General features: G+C 53.9%; 22 protein-coding genes. 7 read left to right on the forward strand and 15 right to left on the reverse strand.

Going from position 1 to position 26,958, the window contains the following annotated elements:
- Positions 1 to 472 precede the first annotated feature (472 nt).
- The 4 genes from BMY09_RS04720 to BMY09_RS04735 form a co-directional block, all read right to left on the reverse strand.
- Entirely contained in the window at positions 473 to 3,580 is a 3,108-nt protein-coding gene (locus BMY09_RS04720; protein ID WP_217647394.1) for an efflux RND transporter permease subunit, read from the reverse strand.
- Positions 3,577 to 4,659, reverse strand: a complete 1,083-nt coding sequence (locus BMY09_RS04725; protein WP_091354686.1) for an efflux RND transporter periplasmic adaptor subunit — start codon at positions 4,657 to 4,659, stop codon at positions 3,577 to 3,579. The genes BMY09_RS04720 and BMY09_RS04725 overlap by 4 nt, the downstream gene beginning before the upstream one ends.
- Positions 4,660 to 4,766: 107 nt before the next feature.
- Positions 4,767 to 5,201, reverse strand: a complete 435-nt coding sequence (locus tag BMY09_RS04730; protein WP_091354690.1) for a cytochrome b562 — start codon at positions 5,199 to 5,201, stop codon at positions 4,767 to 4,769.
- Position 5,202: 1 nt separating this feature from the next.
- Positions 5,203 to 5,454 carry an FmdB family zinc ribbon protein gene (locus BMY09_RS04735; RefSeq protein WP_091354692.1) on the reverse strand — a complete coding sequence of 84 codons (252 nt, stop codon included), beginning with the start codon at positions 5,452 to 5,454 and terminating at the stop codon, positions 5,203 to 5,205.
- 149 nt (positions 5,455 to 5,603) lie between these two features.
- On the opposite strand from BMY09_RS04735, the gene BMY09_RS04740 reads away from it, so the two are divergent.
- The gene (locus BMY09_RS04740) at positions 5,604 to 5,945 is read left to right on the forward strand and encodes a 4a-hydroxytetrahydrobiopterin dehydratase (protein ID WP_091355248.1); all 342 of its coding nucleotides are present in this window, start codon (positions 5,604 to 5,606) and stop codon (positions 5,943 to 5,945) included.
- Positions 5,946 to 6,054: 109 nt separating this feature from the next.
- The gene (locus BMY09_RS04745) at positions 6,055 to 6,687 is read left to right on the forward strand and encodes a DUF2799 domain-containing protein (protein WP_091354695.1); all 633 of its coding nucleotides are present in this window, start codon (positions 6,055 to 6,057) and stop codon (positions 6,685 to 6,687) included.
- A 178-nt stretch (positions 6,688 to 6,865) separates the two neighbouring features.
- Here BMY09_RS04745 and BMY09_RS04750 read toward each other — a convergent pair whose 3' ends face one another.
- Positions 6,866 to 7,345, reverse strand: a complete 480-nt coding sequence (locus BMY09_RS04750) for a Spy/CpxP family protein refolding chaperone (protein ID WP_091354697.1) — start codon at positions 7,343 to 7,345, stop codon at positions 6,866 to 6,868.
- 162 nt (positions 7,346 to 7,507) lie between these two features.
- On the opposite strand from BMY09_RS04750, the gene BMY09_RS04755 reads away from it, so the two are divergent.
- Positions 7,508 to 8,209, forward strand: a complete 702-nt coding sequence (locus BMY09_RS04755; protein WP_091354699.1) for a response regulator transcription factor — start codon at positions 7,508 to 7,510, stop codon at positions 8,207 to 8,209.
- Positions 8,210 to 8,244: 35 nt separating this feature from the next.
- Entirely contained in the window at positions 8,245 to 9,549 is a 1,305-nt protein-coding gene (locus BMY09_RS04760; RefSeq protein ID WP_091354700.1) for a sensor histidine kinase, read from the forward strand.
- A gap of 7 nt (positions 9,550 to 9,556) precedes the next feature.
- Here the strand turns inward: BMY09_RS04760 and BMY09_RS04765 are convergent, their stop codons facing one another.
- The 9 genes from BMY09_RS04765 to glnK (BMY09_RS04805) form a co-directional block, all read right to left on the reverse strand.
- Complete coding sequence (locus tag BMY09_RS04765; RefSeq protein ID WP_245756501.1) at positions 9,557 to 12,292, reverse strand: bifunctional diguanylate cyclase/phosphodiesterase; 2,736 nt, start codon at positions 12,290 to 12,292, stop codon at positions 9,557 to 9,559.
- 40 nt (positions 12,293 to 12,332) lie between these two features.
- Complete coding sequence (locus tag BMY09_RS04770) at positions 12,333 to 13,739, reverse strand: N-succinylarginine dihydrolase (RefSeq protein WP_091354703.1); 1,407 nt, start codon at positions 13,737 to 13,739, stop codon at positions 12,333 to 12,335.
- A gap of 18 nt (positions 13,740 to 13,757) precedes the next feature.
- Positions 13,758 to 15,230: a succinylglutamate-semialdehyde dehydrogenase gene (astD, locus tag BMY09_RS04775; protein ID WP_091354705.1), complete on the reverse strand. Its 1,473-nt coding sequence runs from the start codon at positions 15,228 to 15,230 to the stop codon at positions 13,758 to 13,760.
- A 4-nt stretch (positions 15,231 to 15,234) separates the two neighbouring features.
- The gene (gene astA / locus BMY09_RS04780; protein WP_232846439.1) at positions 15,235 to 16,269 is read right to left on the reverse strand and encodes an arginine N-succinyltransferase; all 1,035 of its coding nucleotides are present in this window, start codon (positions 16,267 to 16,269) and stop codon (positions 15,235 to 15,237) included.
- Positions 16,270 to 16,327: 58 nt separating this feature from the next.
- Positions 16,328 to 17,548, reverse strand: a complete 1,221-nt coding sequence (locus BMY09_RS04785) for a hydrolase (RefSeq protein ID WP_091354708.1) — start codon at positions 17,546 to 17,548, stop codon at positions 16,328 to 16,330.
- Positions 17,549 to 17,557: 9 nt separating this feature from the next.
- Positions 17,558 to 18,763, reverse strand: a complete 1,206-nt coding sequence (locus BMY09_RS04790) for an aspartate aminotransferase family protein (protein WP_091354710.1) — start codon at positions 18,761 to 18,763, stop codon at positions 17,558 to 17,560.
- Positions 18,764 to 18,902: 139 nt separating this feature from the next.
- On the reverse strand, positions 18,903 to 19,241 hold the full coding sequence (gene glnK / locus BMY09_RS04795) for a P-II family nitrogen regulator (RefSeq protein ID WP_091354713.1): 339 nt from the start codon (positions 19,239 to 19,241) through the stop codon (positions 18,903 to 18,905).
- A 169-nt stretch (positions 19,242 to 19,410) separates the two neighbouring features.
- On the reverse strand, positions 19,411 to 20,670 hold the full coding sequence (locus tag BMY09_RS04800) for an ammonium transporter (protein WP_091354715.1): 1,260 nt from the start codon (positions 20,668 to 20,670) through the stop codon (positions 19,411 to 19,413).
- Positions 20,671 to 20,724: 54 nt separating this feature from the next.
- The gene (gene glnK, locus BMY09_RS04805) at positions 20,725 to 21,063 is read right to left on the reverse strand and encodes a P-II family nitrogen regulator (RefSeq protein WP_091354718.1); all 339 of its coding nucleotides are present in this window, start codon (positions 21,061 to 21,063) and stop codon (positions 20,725 to 20,727) included.
- 339 nt (positions 21,064 to 21,402) lie between these two features.
- Between glnK (BMY09_RS04805) and BMY09_RS04810 the strand changes: the two genes are divergently transcribed.
- Genes BMY09_RS04810 through BMY09_RS04820 form a run of 3 tightly spaced genes read left to right on the forward strand, consistent with a single transcriptional unit; the run spans position 21,403 to position 25,160 of the window.
- Complete coding sequence (locus tag BMY09_RS04810) at positions 21,403 to 21,669, forward strand: accessory factor UbiK family protein (RefSeq protein ID WP_091354720.1); 267 nt, start codon at positions 21,403 to 21,405, stop codon at positions 21,667 to 21,669.
- 20 nt (positions 21,670 to 21,689) lie between these two features.
- Positions 21,690 to 23,606 carry an EAL domain-containing protein gene (locus BMY09_RS04815; RefSeq protein ID WP_091354722.1) on the forward strand — a complete coding sequence of 639 codons (1,917 nt, stop codon included), beginning with the start codon at positions 21,690 to 21,692 and terminating at the stop codon, positions 23,604 to 23,606.
- Between the two features lie 54 nt (positions 23,607 to 23,660).
- Positions 23,661 to 25,160 carry a YifB family Mg chelatase-like AAA ATPase gene (locus BMY09_RS04820; RefSeq protein WP_091354724.1) on the forward strand — a complete coding sequence of 500 codons (1,500 nt, stop codon included), beginning with the start codon at positions 23,661 to 23,663 and terminating at the stop codon, positions 25,158 to 25,160.
- Here BMY09_RS04820 and BMY09_RS04825 read toward each other — a convergent pair.
- On the reverse strand, positions 25,132 to 26,871 hold the full coding sequence (locus BMY09_RS04825; protein ID WP_091354725.1) for a putative bifunctional diguanylate cyclase/phosphodiesterase: 1,740 nt from the start codon (positions 26,869 to 26,871) through the stop codon (positions 25,132 to 25,134). The two genes, BMY09_RS04820 and BMY09_RS04825, sit on opposite strands and share 29 nt — an antisense overlap.
- Between the last annotated feature and the right edge of the window lie 87 nt (positions 26,872 to 26,958).

The following is a 26,958-nucleotide window of genomic DNA, read 5'->3' on the forward strand; positions in this document are numbered from 1 at the left end:
AGTTTAACGGATACTTTTAATTAGCGACAATGTCGTCAAAGGAGTATCTCTATGACCAATCATGTACTCAACCTGAAAACGAAAACAGGGTTAGCTGCTTGATGCAGGCTCTGGGCCGTTACTACGTGCGCTATGGACAGGCACCTTTAAAAAACACGCTTTCCATTCATGTTGAATATGGGTTTTAATTTTATTTCTGAGATGGGATAGCCAGAAACCTGTTCGGATGGCTACACGACCCTGACGACCGTGTTTTTCAGCCAGTTCTCCGCCTCAGCTGTTATAAACTGATGACAGATAGCCCCTGGGCCAAGCGTTTAAAATGCTCCGGCGGCTTGAGCAGATAACCGCTTGCGGGCGATTCTTTTGGGATAGAGCATTTCAAATTGCGTCGCGTTGCTGAGCCATTCTTTCTGATCTATTTTGAGCCTTTTCAATATCGGTGGCAGGTGCATTTGTGCTGTCTGGTGTCTCAACGCCGCACTGAACCCCGCTCATTCACCAGATGGTAGATCACCGGGATCAGCACCAGGCTGACCAGCATGGAGAAACTCAGCCCCCAGATCACCGTGATCGCCAGGGGTTGCAGCATCTCAGCGCCGTCGCCCCAGCCCAGGGCCAGTGGCAGCATGCCGGCGACGGTGCTGAGGGTGGTCATGATGATGGGTCGCAGACGCAGTCTGGCTGCTTCCAGAATCGCGTCGGTGATGTTATTGCCCTGATCCCTGGCCAGCTCGACATATTCGATCAGCAGGATGGCGTTGTTGACTACAATCCCGGTGAGCATGATCATCCCCAGCCACACCGGCATCGACAGTGGCAGGGCCAGCAGCCAGATCCCTGCGGCAACGCCGATGGCGGCAAAGGGTACGCCAAACATGATGATCAGCGGGTTGCGCAGGGATTCATACTGAATCGCCATCACCACAAATACCAGAAACAGCGCCAGGCCGAGTAACAGGCTGGTGAGCTTGCTCTGTTCTTGCAGAATCTTTTCAGATCCCCCGTCATACGCGGTATAGCCCGAAGGCATAATAAAGTTATCCCGTACCTGATTGATGGCGCTCAGGGCTTCTCCCAGGGTGATATCCGGTGCCAGTGAGGCGGATATCTCGACGATACGCATCTGATTATCGCGCTGGATACTGGCAGGAGTTTCTATCAGCTCCAGGCTGGCAACGTCGGAAAGATGTACCGGGGGTGAGGCCCCGGTGCCGGGAAACAGCAGCAGTGTCTCCATCGATTCCGGGGTGTTGAAGTGCTGCTCCGCCAGCCTCAGGCGGATATCGTAAGCGTGGTCATCGGTAATATATTCGCTGATCACTTTACCCTGCAGGGCGATCTGGGTTGCCTCTATCAGGTCTGCCAGCTCGATGCCCAACTGACTGGCGCGCACCCGGTCCAGGGTGATCGACAGTTCATTGAGCTGATCTTCTGCCGAATGGCTCAGGTTGCGCAGTTGTGGCAGTGTCTTCAGCTCTGTTGTCAGCTGTTCGGCCAGAAGGGTCAGGGTTTTATTATCCGGCCCCTGTAATCGCAGGCTGATATCGTCGCTGCCGCTGTTGGTGCGGATGCCCCGGATGCCACGCTGAGTCATGCGTACCGTGAACCCTGCCAACTGTAGTTTGGCGATCTGTTTTTGCAGCCGTTCGATCCACTGATTGCTGGACAGATCCCGCTCGGCGACCGATTTCAGTTGCACGATGACGGTAGAACGGTTGGATTGCTCCCGTTGCGAACGTCCGAATACGGACCCGCCCACCAGGGTAAAGACGGTGTCTGTTTCCGGCTGACTGGCGAACAGTGCTTCCAACTGTTCAACCCGGCTGTTCATCTCGGTCAGGGAGATGCCGGTGTCTGCCGTAACTCTGACGGTTATCCGGCCATCATCCAGTGGCGGCAGGAAGATCTGTTTGCCACTGACAAATACCGGTGCGCTGACTACCAGAGCGGCGATAAAACAGAGCAGGGTGAGCAGGCGATAATGCAGCAGTTTGCTGAGAACCGCGGTATAACTGCGCCGTAATAACTGTAAAAAACGGTCGGTCAGGTGACGTACTCCACCCCCGTTGGTGACTCTTTTGGTGGCCGCGGCAAGGGCTGGCACCAGCGTTAGCGCGATCACCATAGACGCAAAGATCGCCGCCGAGATGGTGATAATCAGCTCCTGAAACAGCAGCCCCGTGAGACCGCCGATAAACAGGAAGGGCAGCACCGCGCAGAGGTTGGTGGAGGTGGAGGCGATAATGGCACTGTTGACCTCGGTGGCCGCGTTATTTGCGGCCGCCAGCGGATGCTCATGATTTTGCTGATGGCGGTTGATGTTTTCCAGCATCACAATGGTGTTATCCACCAGCATACCGATCCCCAACGCCAGCCCTCCCAGTGTCATAATATTGAGGGTCAGACCGCCGAGTCCCATCAAGACACAGGTAAACATGATCGCAATCGGGATGGCACTGCCGATAATCAGGGTATGGCGCAGATTACCGAGGAACAGGTATACCACCGCCATCGCCAGCAGAGCACCACTGATGGCAGCCGTGGCGGCGTTATTAAGGGCCTGCTTAACGTAGATAGACTGATCCGCCACCTGCGTCACGCTAATATCGTCGGGAATGATTTTTTGTTGTGCTAACCATTCCAGCCGCTGTTTGACCTGATCGGCGACATAGGTGGTGTTGGCGGTGGGCTGTTTCTGAATCGATAGTTTGATGCCCTGGACACCATCGGCGCGGATCAGTATTCGTTCATCTTCGGTGCTGAGTCTGACCTCAGCGAGATCCGCCAGGGTCAGTGTGGCATCGCCTCTTCGGGCGACGGGTAACTGGCGTAACTGGTCTAAGGTTATCAGTCGGCCACTGATGCGGCTGTTAATTTCATTACCGGGCATGGTGATCCGCCCCGCCGCCTGATCACCGTTGCCCTCTTTGACCGCCGCGATCAGGGTTTTGTAACTGATATCATAAGCGGCCATCCGTTGCTGATCGGGGATCACATGGACCTCACGAACCACACCGCCGCCGACCTCTGCGGCGGCGACGCCGGGCAGGTTAATCAGCCATTTTGCGATAACATCATCCGACCACTGTCGCAGTGTAGCGCTGTCGCGAATCGGTGAACTGATAACAAACTCCATCACTGGGATCTGCGCCGGGTCTAGCTTGTAGATGACCGGTGAATCGATTGAATCCGGCAGTGTGCGCCGGGCCCGGTCCAGGCGAGTGCTGGCGTCCCGCAGGGCGACATCGATATCTTTGCCATACTCAAACGCCAGGTCGACACTGGTTCTGCCCTGAGTGGTGGTGGACTGTACGTGGATTGCATCTTCAGTGATGGCCAGCTGCTCTTCCAGTTTGCGGGTGACACGATCCTCCATCACTGAAGGCGGCACCCCCATGTCGACCACTCTGACGCGGATCTCCGGGTAGATAATATGGGGCAGCAGATCAACCGCCAGTCGGTTAAGCGCGAAAGCTCCCAGCACAATCACCGCCAGTGCGATCATCACCACCCCGACCGGGTGATGAATAGACCAGTTCGCAAGCCCTCTGGAGTGGCGCATGGATCTTTGTTTCACGGTGCTGAGGTCCCGTTCTGGTTATCAGTCCCCCGGTCAACCACGATCACCTGCATCCCCGCTTTAAGGTTGGTGAACCCGCGGGTGATCACCCGCTCTCCGGGTTGAAGTCCGGCCAGTACCTCAATCTGTTCACCCGCTTTCAGGCCGGTTTGCAGCGGCCGGATCTGAACGTTGTTATCGCTATCGATGATATACACATAGCTGCCGCTGTCAGACTGGCGAAGACTGGCAAACGGCAGCAGCAACACCTGCTGCCGGGCGATCTGGAATTTTACCCGGGCAAATTGCCCCGGCCGGGCACCCTGTGGCGCTGGATTGAGACTGATTTCAAGGGTGCCGCTGCGGGTTGTTGGGTCGATGGTGGGGTAGATGCGGCTGACTTTTCCGGAGACCTCGAAGCTGTTGCTCCGGTTGGCGCTGCGCAACGCATCGATCTCAATATCCACCGGCATATCGGGGATCAGCTGATTCAGCAACAGCTCAGACACATCTACTTTAAGCCGCAAACTGCTCAGATCCGCTAAGGTGAGCAGCAGCGAGGATTTTTCTGCCAGGTTTCCCGGTTCGGTATGACGGGCGGTTACCACACCATCAATCGGTGATTTTATGCGGGTATATCCGAGACGGGTGGCGATCACCTGTTCGTCGGCTTTGGCGACTGCCAGATCAGTCTCTTTCTGGGTCAGCTCTGAACGTGCGGTAAGATTGCGCTTGATCAGCCCGCTGATTCTCTGCAGCTCCTTTTCTGCCTGCTGACGTACTGCCCGGGCCCGCTGTAGTTGGGCACTGAGCAGTTGATCATCAAGGGTGATCAGCAGATCGTCACGCTTTACCGTATCGCCTTCACGGGGCAGGATCTGTTTAACGATCCCCTCTTCCTGATTATAGATATTGATGGTCTGGAACGCTTCAAGGGTGCCGGTACGCACCCGCTCAAGCTCGATATCCACTGGCTGGACTGACAGCACCTCCACCAGATGGGGTTTTGGTATGCGGGCTTTAGCGGATGGCGGCTGATCGCAACCCGCCAGTATCAGGATCGCGCCGAATAAAAGGATATAAGGTTTGCAGAACATGAGCAGAAATCGCCGTCTCAATGAAACTATGAATAACTGTATCTATACCACAGCTTGATTCATGACGGACAGCGATTTCCGGGGGATATAAACAAATTGTTGCGTTATCAGAGCCCCAGATACTGTTTCACAGTATCGAGCAATAACTCAAAAACCCCTGGCTTAACTTTCTTGTGATATTCCACCCGTAACTGATCGACCTCTTTAAGTTGCGATTGCAGTTGAGTAAGGTTGGCATCGGTAGCTGTTGGCAGCCCGCGGACCAGCGTATTAACCTTGTCCAGACCTTCCAGGGAAAGCTGTTTGCGCTCCGGGGAAAACTTGAAGTCACGGGCGGTTTGCAGTTCGGTCAGAAACTGTGTGATCTTGTCGTTGAAAACTGCGGGGTCCCGGGTGTCGATCGCCTGCTTATAGTGCAGTCGCATCTCTTTCATGGTGGGCTTCAGGGGCCCCGCCGACGCGCTGGTGGAAAGTGACAGGCCCAGAAACAGTGCCATAAAAAAAGGTATCAGTGAGAGTTTGCCTAAACTTTTAAAAAACATATCAGATTCCACAACGTCCGGGACAACCTCCACCACTCATACAGGGAGGGGCCTCCGGGTTTTTTAGGGTTTTATTGCTGATCACGCCACCAGTGGTCAGCAGTTTGGTGACCGGCGCGTCAGCGGGGGTTGTGCCCGCCTCAAAGCCGCCGATGTCACAGAGGTCTTGCCAGGTGGATATATCAATGGCCATTGGATGGCGTACTTCAAACACCTCACCGGTGGTTTCACAACGATAATCATAGGTTGGCATAGTGATCTCCTAAACTCTGCAGGCGAGTCCTGTTCGGGGGAGGCACTTTAGCATGGATTCAGCGTTCTGGTTAATCAATCTGCCGGTCGGGCAATACTGGGCCAATAGCAGACTATACTGTGGCTCAGATATCATTTTCGGAGACCGTGATGGCTGATGACTTACTAAAACAGCGTCGTTGTGTACCCTGTGACAGCACGACCCCTGCGCTGACACCTCAGGCCGCTGAGCAGCAGCTGAAGCGCCTGGCGTCCGGCTGGTCGTGCAATGAAGTAGGCACGGAAATTTGCAAAAAGTTCCTCTTTAAAGATTTTTACCACACCATGGCGTTTGTGAATGCGCTGGCCTGGATTGCCCATCAGGAAGATCATCATCCTGACCTGGAGGTGGGATATAATCGCTGTGTGGTGCGTTTCAGCACCCATGCGATCGGCGGATTGTCGATCAACGATTTTATCTGTGCGGCCAAAACCGATGATCTGCAGAGCTGATATACAGAGTGGTTATTCTGTTTTGCTGTAGTTCAGGTTAACGCTGTCAAACTGCAGGCTGACACATTTACAGGCGCACAGATCCGTGCGCAACCCAGGACACACAGATATGAGTATGCGATATCACAGGTTGATGCCGGGGCTGGCTTTAGTGCTGGCCATGACCGGCTGTGCCACACTGGACCGGGAAAGCTGTCTGTCAGCAGACTGGCAACTGATCGGCTTTAATGATGGTGTAGCGGGTCGCGAGGCCAGCCGCCTGGAACAGCATCGGGATGCCTGTAGTGAGTATGGTGTCGTGCCCCGGATGGATCAGTATCTGCAGGGCTATGACCGGGGTGTCCGGCGTTATTGCACCGCCGCCAATGGTTACCGGCAAGCCCGCGCCGGCAAAGCACCCGGTACGGTTTGTCATGCTGAGCAACAACAGGAATTTGCCCGGGGGTTTGAGCTTGGAACGAAAGCGCATCAGCAGGTCGCCCGGTTAGAAAGTGCAAGGCATGAGCTGAGTATTCTGATCTCAGAACAGCGTGCCGATCTGCGTGAGCGTGATGATAAGCGTGAACAGCTGATTATGGAGGGTATCTCTTCTGATACACGGGCGTTTCTGCTATCTGAGATTGATGAACTGGAACATGAGATCCGTTTACGTAATCTACAGATTAAACAACAGCAGCAAGCGGTGCGGATGGAGACCCGCTATCTGCAGGATCTGGAAGCTGATCTGCGAAAGCAGTTGTAAGCTCTTTAGCCGTTAGATTGAGTGTTTTACAGCCAAAAAAAAAGCCCTGCTTAACGCAGGGCGAGTGGCCCGTTTAAAGGCGACGGTGAATATATGATGAGAGTCATATATGAGGGTTAAACCATTAACAATGGCCCCGCTGGAGCCTGATTCAGCGGGACCGGTTGCACTTACATGATTACGAACGATTTTTTGCTGGTCGCATCTCCATAAATTTCTGTTGCTGTTCCGGGGTCAGAATGGCAAACAGCGCTTTTTTTTGCTGTGCACGCATCTGTATCATCTGAGCGGTTTGCTCCTGAGCCTTGCTCACCAGTGCAGCAACCTGCTGGTCATAGTCAGATGCATTGACATCCAGATCTCTCAGTGCCGAGTGCATCTCTCGCATTGCGCCCCGCTGGTCTTTCATCTGACCCTGCTGGTTTTGAAAAAGTTCCTGCATCTGCGTTTTTTGTTCATCGCTCAGGGAGAGCTTGTCCGCCATCATATCCATTCGCCTGGCGGCATGTTTGCCCTCCATCTGCTCATATTTGCCATGGTGCCCTTCCTGGCGATCACCGCAGCGGTCCCAGCCGTCTTTAGCGGATGCCAGGCCTGCGCTCAGCGCGCCGGCACCAATAACTGCGGCGGTAATGCCGATAACAAGTTGTTTACGCATGGTTGTTCTCCTGAAGCATTGCTTGTTTTGATGGCTGCAGTATGACTCTGCCCCCTGCTAAGTTGGGTAAAGGCGGTGTAAAGTTTGGTAAAGGGGATGACAGGCAGATGAAATTCCCCCCGGGCTTGATTACTCTGGCACTATCTGAATAAGGAACGATGTATGAGCGACAACGTTAAACTGCTGCTGGTTGATGACGACCAGGAACTCTGTGAGCTGATAGGGGAATACCTTCAGTCTGAAGGGTTTGATGTCAGCTTTGCTCATAGTGTTGAGCAGGCGCTGCCATTACTGCTGGAGGACGGCAGCTATGATCTGCTGATATTTGACATTATGATGCCGGGGCAGAGTGGCCTTGAACTGTTACAGCAGGTCCGTCCCCGCATCAAAACCCCGGTGATTATGCTGACCGGACGGGGAGAGGATATCGACAGGATCATTGGCCTGGAGATGGGCGCGGATGATTATCTGGGTAAACCCTGTAATCCCCGTGAGCTGGTTGCCCGTATCCGCGCAGTGTTGCGCCGCAGTGGACAGCAACCGGCCGCAGAGGAGAGTACCGATAAGCTGGCGATACATGGCATAGAGCTGGATTGCGGCAAGCGCCAGATGCAGGTGTCTGGAAGCGAACTGGAACTCACCAGTGCCGAATTTAATGTACTGGCAGAACTGATGCGGGCCGCGGGAACGATTGTCAGCAAAGATGAGCTCACCGAGAAGGTTCTGCATCGTAAACTGACCGCTTATGACCGGGCGATCGATGTCCATGTCAGCCGGGTGCGGCAAAAACTGGCGGCGGTGCTGCCGGACAGAGAACTGATTAAAACGGTTCGTGGGGCTGGCTATATGCTGGTCAATGAGTAACGGCATCGCGACACGCGACGAGGGCGACAGAACTGATGGCGATTCGCTGGTATAAACGGCTTTTTCTGAAAATATTTGTCACCGTCTGGCTGACCAGTTTTCTGGTGATCGCGCTGACTGCATTTGTGATTGGTCACCTTTCAGAACAGCGACGTGACCGTGATGTATTCAGCGCCCGGGTGCTGGGGCAGGCGGAGTTGCTGATTGACCGTTATGAACGCGATGGGCGTTTGCCATCCCCGAAAGAGTGGCGCCGTTATCACGATGATGATCATAAAGAACCGCGTTTTTTCCCTACCCGGGTGCAGATTACAGAAGTTAAAACTGGTCTGGTTATCTTTGGTCATGACAATATCAGAGAATATCGTAACCCATTAGTGTTCAATGTTCTGTCAGATACCGGGCGGGAGTACCAGGTGGTGGCCGAGACCCGCATACGTCCAGATCTGGCGGCCAAGCTGTTCGGCTTCTTTCTCTCGGTTCAGGTGGTGTTGTTAATGGTCGTTGCCGGCATTGCGGCCCTGCTGATCAGTTTGATGGTAGTACGTCCGGTGAACCGTTTACGCCAGTACACCCGCGATCTCTATAATGGTGATCTGAGTGCCCGGACCGATGATGATCTGAGTCGGCGGGGAGATGAGATCGGCGAGCTGAGTCGCGAATTTAACCGCATGGCAGAGTATGTCGAACAGACACTGCAATCCAATACCCATCTGCTGCAGGATGTATCCCATGAATTGCGTGCCCCTCTGGCGCGGTTACAGATGGCCGCCGGGCTGGCCGGGCAAAAGATGTCTGAGGCCGATCAGCATTTTATCGAGCGGATTAATCAGGAGTGCGAGCGGATCAACCGGCTGATTGATGAAATTCTCAGTTTGTCCCGACTGGAGCAGATGGAGGTTTCCGATCAGAGCTTTGAGCTGACCCGGGTGATCGATACTCTGGTCGAGGATTTTCGCTTCAGCGCCCCGGATCACCCGCTTGAATGGGCTCCGGTCAATTACCGTATCCGGGGCAACCCTGCGCTGCTGGAACGGGCACTGAGTAATATTCTGGGGAATGCGGTGAAACACACCCCGGCAGACACCGGGATTGTTATTTCGGCGGAACAGACGGCGGGCAACGTTCTGATCCGGGTTAAAGACCGGGGGCCCGGTCTTACTCCGGAGCAGCTGGATAAAATGTTTAAACCTTTTGTTCGCTTTACCGGTCAGCAGAACGGTTATGGGCTGGGTTTAAGTATTGCTCAGCGGGCGGTGCAACTGCTGGGAGGAACGCTTTCAGCTCAAAGCCAGCCAGGAGAAGGACTTGAGCTTTTACTGGTGTTTCCCCGCATCTGAGCCGGGTTTATAGCAGGGCAGTTTCAGGAGTAGTGCTCAAAATGGTATCGATAGGCACCGGGCGGCTTATTGCGTAACCCTGCGCATAATCGACGCCAAGTTGTCTGAGACGCTCCATAATCTCGTCGGTTTCTACGAACTCAGCGATGGTTTCCATCCCCATGATATGGCCGACCTCATTGATTGAGCGCACCATCGCTTCGTCTATCGGATCGGAGATGATGTCCCGCACGAACATTCCATCGATCTTGAGCAGATCTACCGGCAGGTTTTTCAGATAAGCAAATGACGAAAGTCCACTGCCGAAATCATCCAGGGCAAAGCGACAACCGAGGCTTTTCAGCGAACGGATAAATATCTGGGCATCTTTGAGGTTGGCGATTGCCGCAGTTTCTGTGATCTCAAACTTGATCATCCGTGCCGGCACCGCGCTCTGCTCTATACTGCGGATAATGTATCCCAGCAGGGCGTCATCTCCCAATGACTGGCCCGACAGGTTGATCGCCAGACTATCGATATGATCCAGTTGCTCAACATTTTTTGCTATCCACTGCAGAGTGTTGTGAATCACCCAGCGGTCGATCTGAGGCGCAATGTTGTAGCGTTCGGCCGCTGGCAGGAACGCCCCGGGGGCAACCAGATCGCCGGACTCAGACTGCAACCGGATCAGCACTTCATAGGCTGTTTTGTGCTGTTTCTGCAGAGGTACGACGGGCTGAACGTAGAGCCGGAAACTATTGTTGTCCAGCGCGCGGTGGATCTCACTGGCCCACTGTATATACCCTTTGCGAATCAGCTGCTGCTCATCGTTCTCATTGTAGATATGGATCCGGTTGCGGCCCGCATCCTTGGCTGTGGAACAGGCCGTATCGACATCCTGCAGCGCACTGACTGCACTGGAGGTATGCTGATCGATCACCGTTAGACCGGCACTGATCTCAACAGAGAATGTGTGATCTTCCCACTGGAAGCGGAACTGTTTCAGATCGTTCATTATCATCTGTAATACCCGCTCGCCCTGTGCCAGGCTGGCATTTTCCAGCAACAGCAGAAACTCATCGCTGCCGGGACGTGCCAGGGTGTCGCGGCTGCGAAGCTTATCGCGGATCAGGTTGCTGACCTGTCGCAACAGGTCATCCCCGGCCAGATGACCGCAACTGTCATTGATGATCTTGAACTGGTCAATATCGATAAAGCAGAGCACATGGTGGGAGTGATGTTTATCGGCGTGCTCTACGATGCGGGTCAGTTCGTTTTCGAACTGGCGACGGTTTAACAGTCCGGTGAGCGGGTCGTGGGTAGTCTGGAAATTAATCTCATCTGATATTCTGCGAACCTCGGTGATATCTTCCTGTAGCGCGATAAAATGGGTGATCTCGCCAAGATCGTTGGTGATCGGTGAGATGACCTCCTCAGCCCAGTAGTACTCTCCGTTTTTCTTTTTGTTGTGAAACACGCCGCGCCATTCCTGTCCGGACATCAGGGTTTTCCACAGGTCGCTGTAGATCTCTGCGGCCGTTTCTCCTGAGTTCAGCAGCCGGGGGTTTTTGCCGATCACCTCTTCCGGATAATATCCGGTAATATCGGTGAAACGGGGGTTAACATACTCTATCTGGCCACTGACATCGGTGATTACAACGACGTTAGGGCTCTGTTCCACCGCCATTGATAGCTTTTTCAGCGTGTTGGTGGTGGTTTGTTGCTCTGTGGCATCGTTGAATACACCCACCCCGCCATTGATCTGGCCCTGGGCGTCCCGCAGGGGCACAAACTCGGCAATCAGATACATCTTCCGCTGACCTGAAACCGAGATATAGGGGCCTTCGAAACGTCCGATATCTCCCTGTAGTGCATCGCGCAGGGCGGCTAGCAGCTTCTCATCGGTTAGCTTTTCCAGCATGTTGAAGCCAACCAGCACTGCATCTGACGAGCCGACGATATCGGCAAAGCGGTGGTTGATCATGGTGATAACGGCATTCTGGTCATAGTGAAAAATCCCCACGGGTGAGTGCTCAATAATGGAGGTCAGACGCTTTTCACTGGCATGTAGTTGTCGGGTGCGCTCACGAACGCTGATTTCAAGGTTTTTAGCCCAACGACGCTGGTCTGCAGAGAAGACCAGCATCAGTGGAAAGAGTAACAGAAGAAACAGGGACGCAAAGGCGCTTTTTTTCAGAAACTGTTGCTGCAGTAGCGTCTGTATATGGCTGATTTCAATATCCGCAGCGGCGATATAGGGGGTGCCATCGGGGGCGGTTTGGGGGATAAACACGCTGCGAAAGTGTCCCCAGTGATCCTTGATCTCAAGGAATAGTTTCTCCTGGCTATGGCTCAGTTGCTGCAGCCGGGGATCGGCATCGGTATAGGGGAGAAAATAGTAATACAGTTCTTCACCTGCCTTCATCTCCTCATCGGTGACGCTGGCGCTGGTAAAATAGACTTTCTTGTCCCTCAGGATCAGGGTATAGATATAGATGATATCGCTGTGGCGGGTGTAGTCAGATAACTTAACGGTATTGTGCAGGTCTGCTTCAGCGCTGATATCGCCGGGCTTCATGTCGCGATGATGGAAGTTTTCCGGTAGAAACAGCGGCGCTGCCAGGGCGCTGGTGATCAGTTTCTGATCAATCTGTCTGTACAGTTGTGACCGTTCGCTGTTGTAATCCCAGCCAACATACATCAGCACCCCGACAAGATAGGCCAGGATTGCAATGTATACCCTTTTACTGATTTTAAATGTCATGGGTGGATTATAGGTGCTTTTGCAATAGTCATTCAGGTTCTTATACCTGAAACGGGTATAACCCCGGAAGTACTAATATCTCGGTGAGCTCATCCAGGGCTGCCTGAATCTCAACCGGCAGGCATGGGTCGGCCAGGTCTTCAGCGTTTAACTGCTCCCGGTAGTGTTTGTTGATCCAGTTTTTCAGCCGATTGTAGAGGGTGTAATCAAGTATGATGCCCGGATGCACCGCATTTTGCTCGGCCCGACTCAGCGGTACCCTGAGACGCAGACAGGCGGGGCCGCCACCATTATTCATGCTCTGGGTCAGATCGATATACTCCACCGCTGATACCGGGTTATCCCCTGCCATTAACCAATCGATGGCGTGCTGTGCTTCGCTGGAGGCGAGGCAGTTGCTGGGAGCCAGTAACAACATCGACTGTTCGTCAGTGTTATGGGGTGCCCGGATAGAATATTCAGAGAGCTGATCGGGCCGGGCCTGTGTTGATAAGCTGATCAGCTGGCTGTTAAACAGATAGCTTGAGACCGCTTCTTTGACACTGAGCAGCTGCGGACTGATTTCGGTAATAATCAGTGGCTCATCCCGGGAATGGGTGGACTGCTGCCACTGTTGCTGCAGTTGTTGTAATACCTGCCGCTGGTTAACAAAAGCCTCTGCATGCAACATCAGAAAATTGCGGTGACCGACACCGATAACGTCATGATGAAAGACTCCCTGATCAATGGCGTCTGGGTTTTGTTGCGCAATGACAACATGATCGGAGGATAGTTGATGTTGTCGCACCAGTGCTTCGCAGGCTGCGTGGGTTTGTCGGGCAGGGTAGATCTTCGGCAACTGATGGTCATTGCCACGACCATAGACCAGCAGACTGAGTCCCGGCTGGTCATGGGAGGGACAGAGCCGTGTATGGTTAGCCGCTCCCTCATCGGCATAATCCGCCTGGCATGGCAGGGGCGGATGGTGGCAGAAATGGTCCGGGTTATTGAATATCCGCTTTAGCATGGCGGCGCTATAGTCGGTTTCTATGGTCCGGTGGAGAGTGGTGATCAGATTGGCCGGGGTGAAATGGACTCTGCCGTCGGGGCAATCTCTGCTGGCCGACACGGTTGCTGCATTAGCGGCCCACATGGTGGATGCGGAGTAACACGCGGCTAGCAGGTGGGGAGCTTTCTTATAGGCCTGTCCGATGATCTCCGGGGTGGAGCCGCTGAATCCCAGACGCTGCAATGTCTCAACAGCGGGGCGGGGTGCCGGCGGTAAAACCCCCTGCACCTGCCCCAGTTGTACCAGACGCCACATCTTTTCCAGTCCCTGCAGCGCTGCCTGTCGTGGCGAGGCGACCCTGCCACGATGCTGATCAGAGGCGATATTGCCGGGAGACAGGCCGGCATAGTTATGACTTGGGCCGATCAGTCCATCGAAGTTAACTTCCTGATAGTGCATAGACCCTCCGTTCCTCTGCTACAGTTTCAGCCCGGGGCTGAGTTTTTCCGGCAGACAGGGTGAATTGCTTTCGATGGATGCGACCGGATAGGCGCAATAATCGGCAGCGTAATAGGCTGACGGGCGATGGTTGCCACTGATACCACAACCGCCAAAAGGCATCGCGCTGCTGGCGCCGGTCAGCGGACGGTTCCAGTTGACGATACCCGCGCGGATCTGGCGTTGAAACTGCTCATATTGTTCGCGGTCATCGCTGAACAGCCCGGCAGAAAGGCCGTATTGTGTCTGGTTAGCGATGGCGATCGCGGATTCAAAGTTGCGATAGCGGATAACCTGCAACAGCGGCCCGAAATACTCCTGGTCGGGCAGTTCCTCTGCAGCGGTGATATCGATGATAGCCGGCGATAACAGGGTTCCGGCGCTGTTTTGTCGCTGTGCTTCAAGATGGACCGTGGCGCCCGCCTCACTCAACATCTGTTGCGCTGCAAGGATAGAGTCTGCGGCCTGCTTGTTGATCAGGGTGCCCATAAACGGCTGTGGTTTCTCGTTGTAAGCGCCGGTGCGAAATTTACTGCACAGATCAACCAACTGGTCCAGATAGTGGTCACCCCAGCTGGAGGCTGGTAATAGCAGCCGACGGGCACAGGTGCAGCGCTGTCCGGCACTGATAAAGGCCGATATGATGGTGTCATGCAGGGCGGCCTTGAGGTGCTGTACCGGGGTGATCAGCAGGGGGTTATTACCGCCCATCTCCAGTGCCAGAATTTTTTCGGGTTGCCCGCCAAACTGGCGGTGAAGCAACTGACCGGTCACCGCACTACCGGTAAAAAATAGCCCATCGATACCCGGGTTTGAGGCGAGTGCTTTACCGGTGTCACTATCGCCCTGAACCAGGTTCAGCACGCCGTCCGGTAGCTCTGCTTTTTGCCACAGATGTAACATCAGTTCGGCGCAGCGGGGGGTTAACTCGCTGGGTTTGAAGACCACGGTGTTACCCGCCAGCAGCGCTGGCACAATATGGCCATTGGGCAGATGCATAGGGAAGTTGTAGGGGCCGAATATTGCGACTACACCGTGGGGTTTATGCCGCAGCACCAGATCTCCCTGAGGGGTGTGCTCGATTCGGGTCGGGCAGCGCTCTTTATGGGCCCGGATAGAGATGTCGGCTTTACCGATCATCGCGGTGATCTCGGTGCGGCTTTCCCACAGGGGCTTGCCGGTTTCCTGACCGATGGTATCCGCCAGCAGCTCAGCATACTCTTTCAGCAACTCGGTAAAGCGGATGATATAGCTTTGGCGTTGCTCCAGAGTCATGTCACTCCAGCGTGTGGTGGCGTTACGGGCCACTTCAACGGCCTGATTGACCTGCTCTGGTGTGGCGCTATGCCCCTCCCAAATTCGCTCGGCTGATCCCGGGTTCAGTGAATTAAAGCTTGCGCCTTTACCCTGCAGCCAGTGACCGTTTATAAACAGAGATGCGTGTGCTTTCATGGCTTTAGCTCCTGCTCTTTAAGGGCACTACCCGTACTTTGTCACCCTCGCTCACCTGCAGCAGGTGCGCCAGCTCTGCAGTGAGGGTTATTCTGCCTTCGGACGGGGCGATCTCAACCACGGTGCAACGGAAGTTTTGCAATGAGGTATTACTGATCAGAAAGGGCTGTGTATGCTGCTGACAGGGGCCTATATGCACTTCCACATAGCGGCTTTTTCTGACCGCCCGGATATCTTTAAGTTCGCAGGCAAGGGTGGGGCCGGCATCAAAAATATCGATATATTCCTCATAGCGGAAACCTTCGCTTTCCAGTAGTTTCCGTGCAGGTACGGTTTGTTCATGGACCTCACCGATCACCTGTCTGGCCGTTTCTGGCAGCAGGTGAATATAGATCGAGTGCTTAGGCATCAGCTCGGCGATAAACACCTTATTGCCCAGACCGGTGAGATAGTCCGCTTCAGAAAACTCCATACTGAAGAAGTGCCGTCCCAGCCCGTTCCAGAAGGGAGAGAGTCCCTCGGTATCGCTGACACCGCGCATCTCTGCAATGATTTTGCCGGGAAAACGCTCTTTGAATTGCGCCAGAAACAGAAAGCGGCAGCGGGATAGTAAGCCCCCGTTATGACCCTGTCGGTATTCCGGGGTCAGATAGAGCGTGCAAACCTCAGTGCAGCCAGTATAGTCGTTGCAGAGATAGAGGGTCTGAAAGCTATTGTGGACTCCCAGTTCCCTGGAGGCATGCACAACCGTTCCCAGACGGTAGTGGTAGAACGGTTCCCGCAGACCAACGGCGGACTCGATGCCACAGACGCCAACCACTTTGTTGTCCGGTGACGCTTCCAGAACAAACAGGTAACTGGCACCCAGTGGATCTGCTTTGACCTGACTAAAGGCGACTTCAGAAGCGGCGATCTTTGCTTCAAGCAGTTCCCGGTTACAGGGAAGGGAGGTAAAGCCCGGACCGCTGTCCCGGGCCAGTTCACAGAGTCGATCCAGATCGGATGATCTGATTGGGCGAATTATGTTGATATCGTTCATCCCTAATCTCCTCGGTTTACCTGAAAACTGGAGCAAGCCGTCAAACCGCTGACACCGGTTACATTCTGTTTCTGCGCCAGGTGTCGGGTTGTTCTGCCAGCCGCAACAGGATCATTGCACTGAGCTGCGCCCGTTCAACCAGGCTGGGCAGCCGGATAAACTCACTATGGCTGTGAATATGGCCGCCCTGTACCCCCAGGGTATCAACATTGGGCAGCCCGGCTGCGGATAGATTGTTACCGTCACAGCAACCGCCGGTTGACTCCCATGCGAGGGGTACACCCAGTAGCCCGGAGCACTCTGTCACCAGTTGGAACAGTGCCAGGTGGGCCTGGTCCAGCTGTTTTGGCGGGCGACCAAAACTGCCGTGTAGAGTCAGTGATATCCCCTCCTTGCTGTTGATCTGTTGTTGGATAATCTGCAACTGTTGTTGGCACCATTGTTCATCTGCGCTGATGCGGGTGCGAATGTTGAAGCGACAACGGGCCTGATCGGGCACCTGATTGGTGGTCTCACCGCCATCTGCCACGCCGATATTGAGAGTGACACCGTCACGCTGGCCATTCAGCTGATCGACCGCAGTAATAAATTCGGCCATGGCACAGATCGCATTGCGGCCGAGATGGTGTTCCCGGCCGGCATGAGCCGCTACGCCGGTGAAAAGAGCGGTAAAATTGCCGCTGCCTTTGCGCTCACCCGCCAGTTGCCCGTTGGGCAGTGCCGGTTCATAGATCAAGCCCAGGTCATGCTGTTGCGCCTGTTGTGCCAGGATAGCGGCGGAACCGGGGGAGCCGATCTCCTCGTCAGGATTCAGTATAACGGTCCAGCCCAGCTGTTGTGTCAGGGGCGACTGTTCAAAGGCGCTCAGGGCTTCCAGCATAACCAGCAGCCCGCCTTTCATATCACTGACACCGGGCCCCTGCAGCGTTTGGTCATCCAGCCACTGACACCGCTGAAACTCTGAATCAGCCGGGAATACTGTATCCAGATGTCCTGTGAGCAACACTTGTAACGGAGCGTCCGGGCGTTTGCTCAGGATATGCAGATCTCCCAGTCGGTGTTCTTCGGCAGAGCCATCGGCGCGAAGCTGAGTAGAGGCTGCTACGGCGTGCTGCTGATGATGGCAGTTGAGCCGTGCACAAAACATCTTGCTCAGCAGTTCACCAACCTGATTCACGCCGGCCCTGTTGAGGGTGCCGGAATTAATCTGCGCCAGTTTAACCAGGGTTTCGGTTAAGGGGGTCTGGCGTTCGGTGATTGAACTCAGCAGGGCATCCATGATCTTCGCCTAAAAGCCCATCTTGATGGCCAGCATCGCCTGAGCGAGTTGTTGCAGCCCTTTTTTCATCTCCGGATAGGGGATGACCAGCGAGGGGGCAAGCCGCAGTACATCGGGACCGGCGGTCAGCACCAGCACTCCCTGTTCCTGCGCCTGAGTCAGCAGGTCACGTGCTTTTCCCTGCCAGGCCTCCTTCAGTTCACAGCCGATCAGTAACCCCTCGACGCGGATATCGCGAAACAGACCGATCTTCTGGTTGAGTTGCTTGAGTCCGCTGATAAACATCTGCTGGCGTTGCGTAACCCCGGCAAGCAGCGTCGGATCGTTGATCAGCTCCAGGGCTCTGGAGGCCACTGCACAGGCCAGTGGATTGCCTCCATAGGTGCTTCCATGGGTGCCCACAGAGAAACTTGCGGCGATATCGTGAGAGGTTAGCATGGCGCCGATAGGAAACCCGCACCCCAGCGCTTTTGCTGTGGTAAGAATATCCGGGGTTACCTGATAACCCTGATAAGCAAACAGTTTTCCGGTACGCCCCATACCGGTCTGGACCTCATCAAAAATCAGCAGGGCATTATGTTGCGTGCAGAGGGCTCGTAAACCTTCCAGGAACACCGGTTCAGCGGCAATAATGCCTCCTTCTCCCTGAATGGGTTCGACAATAACGGCGCAGGTTTTGTTGGAGATCTGATACTCCACTGCCGCCAGATCATTAAAGGGCAGATGGGTAATATCACCGGGTAGCGGTTCAAACCCTTCGGTGTATTTAGGTTGTCCTCCGGCCGTGACGGTAAACAGGGTGCGCCCGTGAAAGCTGTTTTTAAAAGCGATGATTTCGGTTTTTTCGCTGCTGTAATGTTTTTTGGCGTAGAGACGGGCGAGTTTCAGCGCTGCTTCGTTTGCTTCTGCGCCTGAATTGGCGAACAGTACCCGTTGGGCAAAGGTTGCATCGCACAGCTGTTTGGCCAGCTTCAGTGCCGGTTCGTTGGTCCAGACATTACTCAGGTGCCATAATGTCTGTCCCTGTTCCTGAAGGGTTTTTACCAACTCGGGGTGACAGTGTCCCAACGCATTCACGGCAATACCGCCGGCGAAGTCGATATACTCTTTACCTGACTGATCCCACACCCGTGAACCCGCTCCCCGAACCGGGATTATCTGGCTCGGAGCATAGTTGGGAACCATCACTTCATCAAACATCGTACGGTTGATCATACTCTGGAGAATCCTTTTTACTGAAGAAACGTTTCCCCTAAGTTTAGACGCTGAAACAGATAGAGCAGTACTATTTCAACCGTTTGGGCAAAAAAAAAGCACCCATCGGGTGCCTTTAATCGATAAATTATTCAGTGGCTTATAGCGCGTCAGTGCCTGTTTCACCGGTACGGATGCGGATCGCCTGCTCAAGTGGCGTGACAAATATCTTGCCGTCGCCAATCTTGCCAGTATTTGCTGTTGAGGCGATCGCCTCGATTACCTGATCCACTAAATCATCAGAGATAGCCGCTTCAATTTTCACTTTAGGCAGAAAATCTACAACGTATTCTGCGCCGCGGTAAAGCTCGGTATGACCTTTCTGACGGCCAAAACCTTTAACTTCGGTAACGGTAACGCCCTGAATGCCAATTTCTGACAGAGCTTCACGTACGTCATCCAGTTTGAACGGTTTTATGACCGCACTTACCAGTTTCATCATTACTATCCTCGCTTGGATCTGTTTTTCTGACAGGAGATGCCTGCAGGCCTCAGACGGTGGTAGATCAATATTAGGCCTAGTATAACCAGAATCAATAAGTTAATAAAACGTCAGAAGGGGAGCCAAGGCTCCCCTTTTATGGATATGTTATATCCTGCGGGTAAAATTACTTACCTGAAGTGAACTCAGGGTAAGCTTCCATACCGCATTCAGCAAGATCCACACCTTCGTACTCTTCCTCTTCGCTGACACGGATACCGATAACAGCTTTGAGGATGGCCCAGACGACCAGGCTGGTGACGAAGACCCATGCAAAGATGGTTACTGCACCGATCAACTGGCCACTGAAGCTTACATCGCCGTTGGTAACTGGTACCAGCAGCAGACCCAGCAGACCACAGACACCGTGAACAGAGATCGCACCGACAGGATCATCGATACGCAGCTTGTCCAGAGTGATGATGGCGAAGACTACCAGTACACCACCGATGGCACCGAACAGGGTTGCCTGCAGTGCAGTTGGTGTAGATGGTTCAGCTGTGATTGCTACCAGACCGGCCAGTGCACCGTTCAGCAGCATGGTCAGGTCGGCTTTGCCAAACAGCATGCGGGCAGTGATCAGCGCCGCGATAGAACCACCGGCTGCCGCAGTGTTAGTGTTGAGGAATACCATCGCAACAGAGTGTGCGTTGGCGATATCGCCCAGCTTCAGCACGGAACCACCGTTGAAACCGAACCAGCCCATCCACAGGATAAAGGTACCCAGCGTGGCCAGGGGCAGGTTAGCACCCGGGATAGCGTTAACACCGTTAGCAGTGTATTTGCCTTTACGGGCACCCAGCAGCAGAACACCTGCCAGTGCTGCAGCAGCACCCGCCATGTGCACGATACCAGAACCGGCAAAGTCAGAGAAACCCAGGTCGCCCAGGTTGTACATGCCGAATACGTCAGCACCGTTCCAGGTCCATGCACCTTCCATTGGGTAGATAACACCAGTCATCACCACCGCGAAGGCCAGGAAAGCCCACAGCTTCATCCGCTCGGCAACCGCACCGGAAACGATAGACATGGCGGTAGCAACAAATACGACCTGGAAGAAGAAGTCAGATGCGCCGGAGTAAACCGAGTCGCCATCGAAGCCCGCTTCAGCAGAGTCCGCCAGCACCTGATCAACATCAATCACACCGATAGTGCTCAGGAACAGGTCGCCGTCATACATAATGTGATAACCGCACACCATATACATGACGCAGGCAATCGAGAACAGGGCAACGTTTTTAGTCAGGATCTCGGTGGTGTTCTTAGAACGTACCAGACCTGCTTCCAGCATGGCGAAACCCGCCGCCATCCACATAACTAATGCACCGCACACCAGAAAATAAAAGGTGTCCATCGCATATTGTAATTCAAAAATTTGATTTTCCATCACTTCCCCCTGAAGCAAACGCTTAGAGTTGTTTTTTAGGTTGTAAGTCAGTTTTTACAGTGCGGTATTGCCGGTTTCGCCGGTACGGATCCGGATAACCTCTTCAAGAGGCATCACGAAAATTTTACCGTCGCCGATCTTGCCGGTCTGAGCCGTTTTGCTGATCGCCTCAACTACCTGATCGACGATGCTGTCCTCCACAGCAGCGTCAACCTTTACCTTGGGCAGAAAATCGACAACATATTCTGCGCCGCGGTAGAGTTCGGTGTGGCCCTTTTGACGACCAAAGCCTTTCACCTCGGTGACAGTGATACCCTGTACACCGATTTCGGAAAGTGCTTCGCGCACATCATCCAGTTTGAATGGTTTAATAATTGCTGAGATAAGTTTCATGGGATCTGATCTCCACTAGTAAAACTGTTTTAAAGAGCTACGCTGGTTATCAGCGTAGCGATAAACGGTTGATCCATACTAAGCATTGCACATGCCATAAAGTTATTTATCATTTAAAAACAGTGGCTTATAAGGATTTAGGGGTGTTTTGCTATAGACTTTGGAGGTTTTTGCGCGCTTTCTTGATGAGTCGCTGGTGCACAATTGTTGTGCAGGCACTTTTTTGGTGCGCCGATAGGTATGCATCGGTATGCCGCAACATCCGGGTCGGGATATTGGCCGGTTATTGGTATAGTCTTAACAGAGTTGAACAACCGATATTATTTGGAAATATGAGATATGATTAATCACAAAATACTGGAAGGGATCAGCGAGCAGATCGGCCAGTTATTTGATCAGACCCGGCCCGGTTCGGCAGAATCTGAGATTCGGCAACAGATTAATGCCCTATTGCTGAGCGCGTTCAGGCGGATGGATCTGGTCACCCGGGAGGAGTTTGATGCTCAGAGTGCTGTTTTGGCCCGTAGCCGCGCTAAACTGGAGCAGTTACAGTCAGAGCTTGAACAGCTTGAGAAAAAGGTCGGTCAGACCGTCAATAAACCCTAGTCACAGACCAAGGAAACCCTATGCATCTGCCTATGTATGCCTGCATTCTGCCTGATCTGAGTTATCAGTTTGCGACTCAGGAATATCTGGGCATGATTGGCTGGCAGGGGGATGTGAGCGGCGTGCCACTGTCTCAGGTGCACTCTGAGGAAGCGCTGTTTGAGTTGCGTCATGGGATGATGCTGGCCCGTTCGAAGGGGACCGCAACACTCTCCTGGCAACCGTTTGTAGAGGATCACAATCTCTGGCTACGGCTGGAAATTTTCTGGAACCCGGTTGCCCTGCTCTATACGGTTAATGCGATGCGAACCGGTCAGGCCGCGGGACGCATGCTGTTCCAGGACCCGCAACAGGGGTTGTTCGACTACACCCCGCAGGCGGTTATGTTACTGGATGGGGATAACCGCATCTACCGGGTAAACCCCAGTTTTTCAGAGGTGACCGGTTTCTCTTTTGAAGATGTTGTAGGGCAGGGGCCGGGAATCGTCACCAACCGGGAGATCTCTGCCGAACTGTTCGATCATCTGTGGCAGCAACTGATGCTCAGAGGGTTCTGGGAGGGGGAGTTGTGGAACCAGCACAAAGATGGCCATAGCTATCCGGCCTGGTATTCGCTGATGGCGCGCCGGGATGACAGTGGTGAGATCGATGGCTTTGTGGCTCAGTTTTCCGATATCAGCAGCTCCTATGGCGATCAGAACCGCTATAGTCATGCCAGCTACGATGCCCTGACCGGATTGCCGGATGAGTTTATGCTGCTCGATCAGCTGAATCAGCAGTTGCTGAGAGACAGTCTCGGTCACCGGGGGCGAGGGTTGCTATTATTACAGCTGAACAGCACCGGGGAGGGGAGCGGGGCGCTTATCGCCGCACTGGCTGCCCGGCTCAGCGCCCAGGTGCGGGAAACCGATCTGTTGGCAATGGATCAGGAACATAACTTTGTTTTCGTGCTTGAAGATTGTCCTGATGAGATGACTCTGGAGCAGTTTGCCGATCGGATTGGCGCGCTGCTGCAGGAACCCGTTGATATTGATGGGCAACCTTTTGTGGTTCATCACACGATGGGCGGAGTGCTGGTCGAGAATGGCGGTATCAGTGCTGAACTGATGCTGGACCGGGCCCGGCTGGTGCTGCGTACCCTGGAGAAGCAGCAGGGCTTTCGGCTGTATGATAAGTCACTGGGGAGTGGCACTGTGCTGAGTCGGGATACTCTGAGTCAGGCGGTGTCAGAGGGCTGGTTGCAGCTACGCTTTAATCCGGTTTACTCTTTGCAGGAACATCATCTCGCCGCGGCTGAGGTGTCGCTGGCACTGAACCACCCACAACAGGGAATCTTGTCGCCGGAGCAGTTTATCCCTCAGCTATCCCGTTATGGTTTACTGCAGGATTATCATCAGCAACTGGAGCGTCAGTTGCTGCCAATGATCAAACTCTGGAGCGGCTTTGAACAGTTTCATAATCTCTGTATCAGGTTGCAGGATGAGGAGCTTTTTTCTGTAGCAGTGATCGAGCATCTGATCCGGCAGATGGTTAAGGTGGGCATACCGCCCCAGCGGCTGATGATCATTTTAAATTTTGTCCAGCTGCAACTGTTTCCCGATGAGATCGAGGAGCTGAAAGCCCACGGGGTACTGATACTGCTGGATCCACAGCAGCACTCACTCGGACGTTTATCGCCGCAGCTGTTTCCCGATATGTTGCTGCTCAACGCAGGACTGGTGGAGCAGCAGATGCGTGATGATCGCTATATCCGTGATGTCGAGACACTGATCTCTATGGCGCGGCAGAATGATCTGGAGGTGATGGCGGAGGGGGTTCGCACCACCGGACAGATGACCCGGTTAACACAGCAGGGTTGTGTGCGCATGAGTGGTAAATATGTTGGACGTGATCTGACCCTGGAGCAGTTGGTCGAACGGTTAGATCTGGAACACTGAAGCAGGGCTTGGCAATAACAAGCCTGTTAAACCAATATCCAGGGATGGATTCGTATGGCATTGGCAATAGTTCACACCCGGGCGCAGCTCGGTATTCAATCACCACCGGTAGCGGTGGAAGTTCATCTGTCGGGCGGTCTGCCCAGCTTTTCCATTGTGGGGATGCCCGAAACCGGGGTAAAGGAGAGTCGCGAGCGGGTTCGCAGCTCGCTGCTTAACTGCGGCTTTGAGTTCCCGGCCCGGCGTATCACTGTCAATCTGGCACCCGCAGACCTGCCGAAAGAGGGTGGGCGTTACGACCTGGCGATAGCCATAGGCATTCTGATTGCCAGCGGACAGTTGCCGCAAAACAGTGCAGATGGTTTTGAGTTTCTGGCGGAGCTGGCGCTATCGGGTGAGCTGCGGCCGGTTTCGGGCGTCTTGCCGGTGGCGATGAGTTGTCGCAATGCTGGCCGGAGTTTGTGGCTGGCATCGGAAAATGTTGAGGAAGCCGGGTTGGTGAGTGGCTTGCATCTTTTTAGTGCAGGGTCTCTGCTGGAGGTCAGCAACCATCTGGCAGCGGCCTCTCTGATCACACCGGCGCTGGCTTCAGGGTGGCAGGCTGAAGCGGTTCAGGGGGCGGATATGTCTGATGTGCGCGGCCAGTATCAGGCAAAAAGAGCATTGGAAATTGCCGCCGGAGGTGGGCATAACCTGTTGTTGTGCGGGCCGCCGGGCAGTGGTAAAAGCATGCTGGCCAGCCGCTTACCCGGTATTCTGCCCCCTTTGGAGCAGGACGAACGCCTGGAGATTGCGGCGATCTACTCGATTGCCGGGATACAGGAGAAAAGCCTGTTTGCTGGGGTCCGCCCATTTCGCACCCCGCATCACACCGCGTCCGCTGTGGCGCTGGTGGGCGGTGGTAGTAATCCCCGGCCAGGAGAGATCTCCCTGGCCCATCAGGGGGTGTTGTTTCTGGATGAGCTGCCTGAATACAGCCGTCAGGTGTTGGAGGTGATGCGCGAGCCGCTGGAGTCGGGGGAGATCAACATCTCCCGTGCCGCCCTGCAAACCCGCTTTCCTGCCCGGTTTCAGCTGGTTGCCGCGATGAATCCCTGTCCCTGTGGTTATCGGGGAGATCAGAGTGGCCGGTGTCGCTGTAGCCCGGATCAGGTGCAGCGCTATCAGGCAAAAATATCGGGACCGTTATTAGACCGGATCGACCTGCAGAGTTGGGTGCCGGGACTGACTCCCGAGCAACTGATGGGGCCGGCTGAAACCAGTGAGTGCAGCAGCGCTATCAGAGCGCGGGTCGTTAGTGCCCGGGCTGTTCAGCAGCAGCGACAGGGGTGTATTAATGATCAGCTCAGCGTTAAGGAGCTGGAGCAGTATTGCCAACTGGGCACAGAGCAGCAACGTTTGCTGATGCAGGCAATGGATAAGATGGGGTTGTCAGCCCGGGCAACGCATCGGGTATTGAAGGTATCAAGAACCATTGCGGATCTGCAGGGGGAGGCGCAGATCAGTAACGCAGCGCTTCTGGAAGCTATTGGTTTGCGGCGTTCTCCGCTGTGAGTTGATAACCGTTTTGCAGCAGATCTTTAAATTCAGCGAACGGTACCGGTTTGCTGTAAAGGTATCCCTGTGCCTGATGGCAACCAAAGCTGGCAAGGAAGTTCAGTTGCTGGAGGGTCTCAACCCCCTCAGCAATGATCTCTTTATTGAGACTGTAGGCCAGACGGATAAGGGCTTTGACAATCTCCCGGTCATCCGGGTTGTTATTGACACCCGAAACAAACGAACGGTCAATTTTCAGGCTGCCGATAGGCAGTTTTTGTAACAGAGAAAAGGAGGAATAGCCGGTACCAAAGTCATCCAGTGAAAAGTTGATACCCAGCTTATGTAACTCCTCAATACCTTCGCGAACATGCAACTCGTTATTAAACAGGGCCGATTCGGTAAGCTCAAATTCCAGTACCGAGGTATCGATAGCGTATTTTTCAATCAGTCGCTGAATCGTCCGGCAGAGATAACTGTCCTGAAACTGCCTGAAAGACAGGTTGATACTCAGGCTTTTTATCGTCAGTCCGCTCGCCAGGAGTCGTTGCATATCCTCCCCTGCCTGCTGGATCACCCAGTAACCGATCGGCACGATCAGCCCGGTACGTTCGGCGGTAGGGATAAACATATCCGGAAAGATCAGTCCCCGTTGCGGGTGTTGCCAGCGGATCAGGCCTTCAGCACCGATGATCTTACCGGACAGAATATCAACCCGGGGCTGATAGAACAGTTCGAACTCGTTTCGTCGGATAGCGTTGATCAGCTCGGGTTCTATATTGTGATGGGGGTCCTGTTCGAAACTGCTTTGCGGGTCGAAAATAATATAGCTGCAACTGCTCGTTTCTTTAGCCTTGATCCTCGCCTGCGTAGCCTGATGGATCAGTGTATCCGCTTCGCAACTGTGTTCCGGGGCCAGTGCAACGCCGATGCTGCAGGGCAAAATAATTTCCAGCTCATGATAGTTGTATGGCTCAGTCAGACGGTGCAACAGCTGGATGCACAGCTGTGTGACATGCTGGGCCAGGCTGACATCGTCAGGCGTCTCCAGCAGCAGGATAAACTCGTCATTTCCCTGGCGCGAGATCAGCCCCGGCGCCAGTTCCGAAAGGCGCTGACTCATCTCTTTAACGACAACGTCACCGGCGGAATAGCCATTGATTGTGTTAAAGCGTCGGAAGCCATCCAGGTCAACATTGATCAGCGCAAAATGTTTTCCCGATCCGCCTTTTCGCAGGGCTCTCAGCCGTTCCGAAAACTCCTGATAAAATTGCTGCCGGTTCATCATGCCGGTCAGCGGGTCCAGTTGTGTCAGGCGCTCAATCTCTGAATAGTACTGGCAGATTTTAAGGTTATAGCGCAGCAATCGCTGTAATACTTCATCGGTCAGGGTATTGGTGGAGATATAGTCGCTGGCCCGCCAGAGCATCGATTCATCGATACGTTCAGGAGTCAGGTTCTGATCAAACAGGATGACTGGAATATGGGGGTACTGCTGACGCAGGTAGTGCAGCTCAGAGAGCGCGTTGGTATCGGTAAAACAGGTGTGCAGGAAAATCAGATGGGTATCTGTCTGTTCCAGCCGTTCGGTGGCCTGATCAAAGCTGCATTGCTGTACCTGGCATTGCTGCTGTTGCAGACGGTTCACGATCGCTGAGGTATCAACGCCGCAACTATCAACAATCAGACACTCCGTACGCGCTGGATTACGGCTGGCTACAGATAACATATCGAATCTACTACTAGAGAGTAAACGACCATGTTTATTCCCGCTGTTTACTACTGATAAGACAATTCATTCCATGCGATAATTGTC

The sequence above is a fragment of the Amphritea atlantica genome (genome assembly GCF_900111095.1).
Classification (GTDB): domain Bacteria; phylum Pseudomonadota; class Gammaproteobacteria; order Pseudomonadales; family Balneatricaceae; genus Amphritea; species Amphritea atlantica.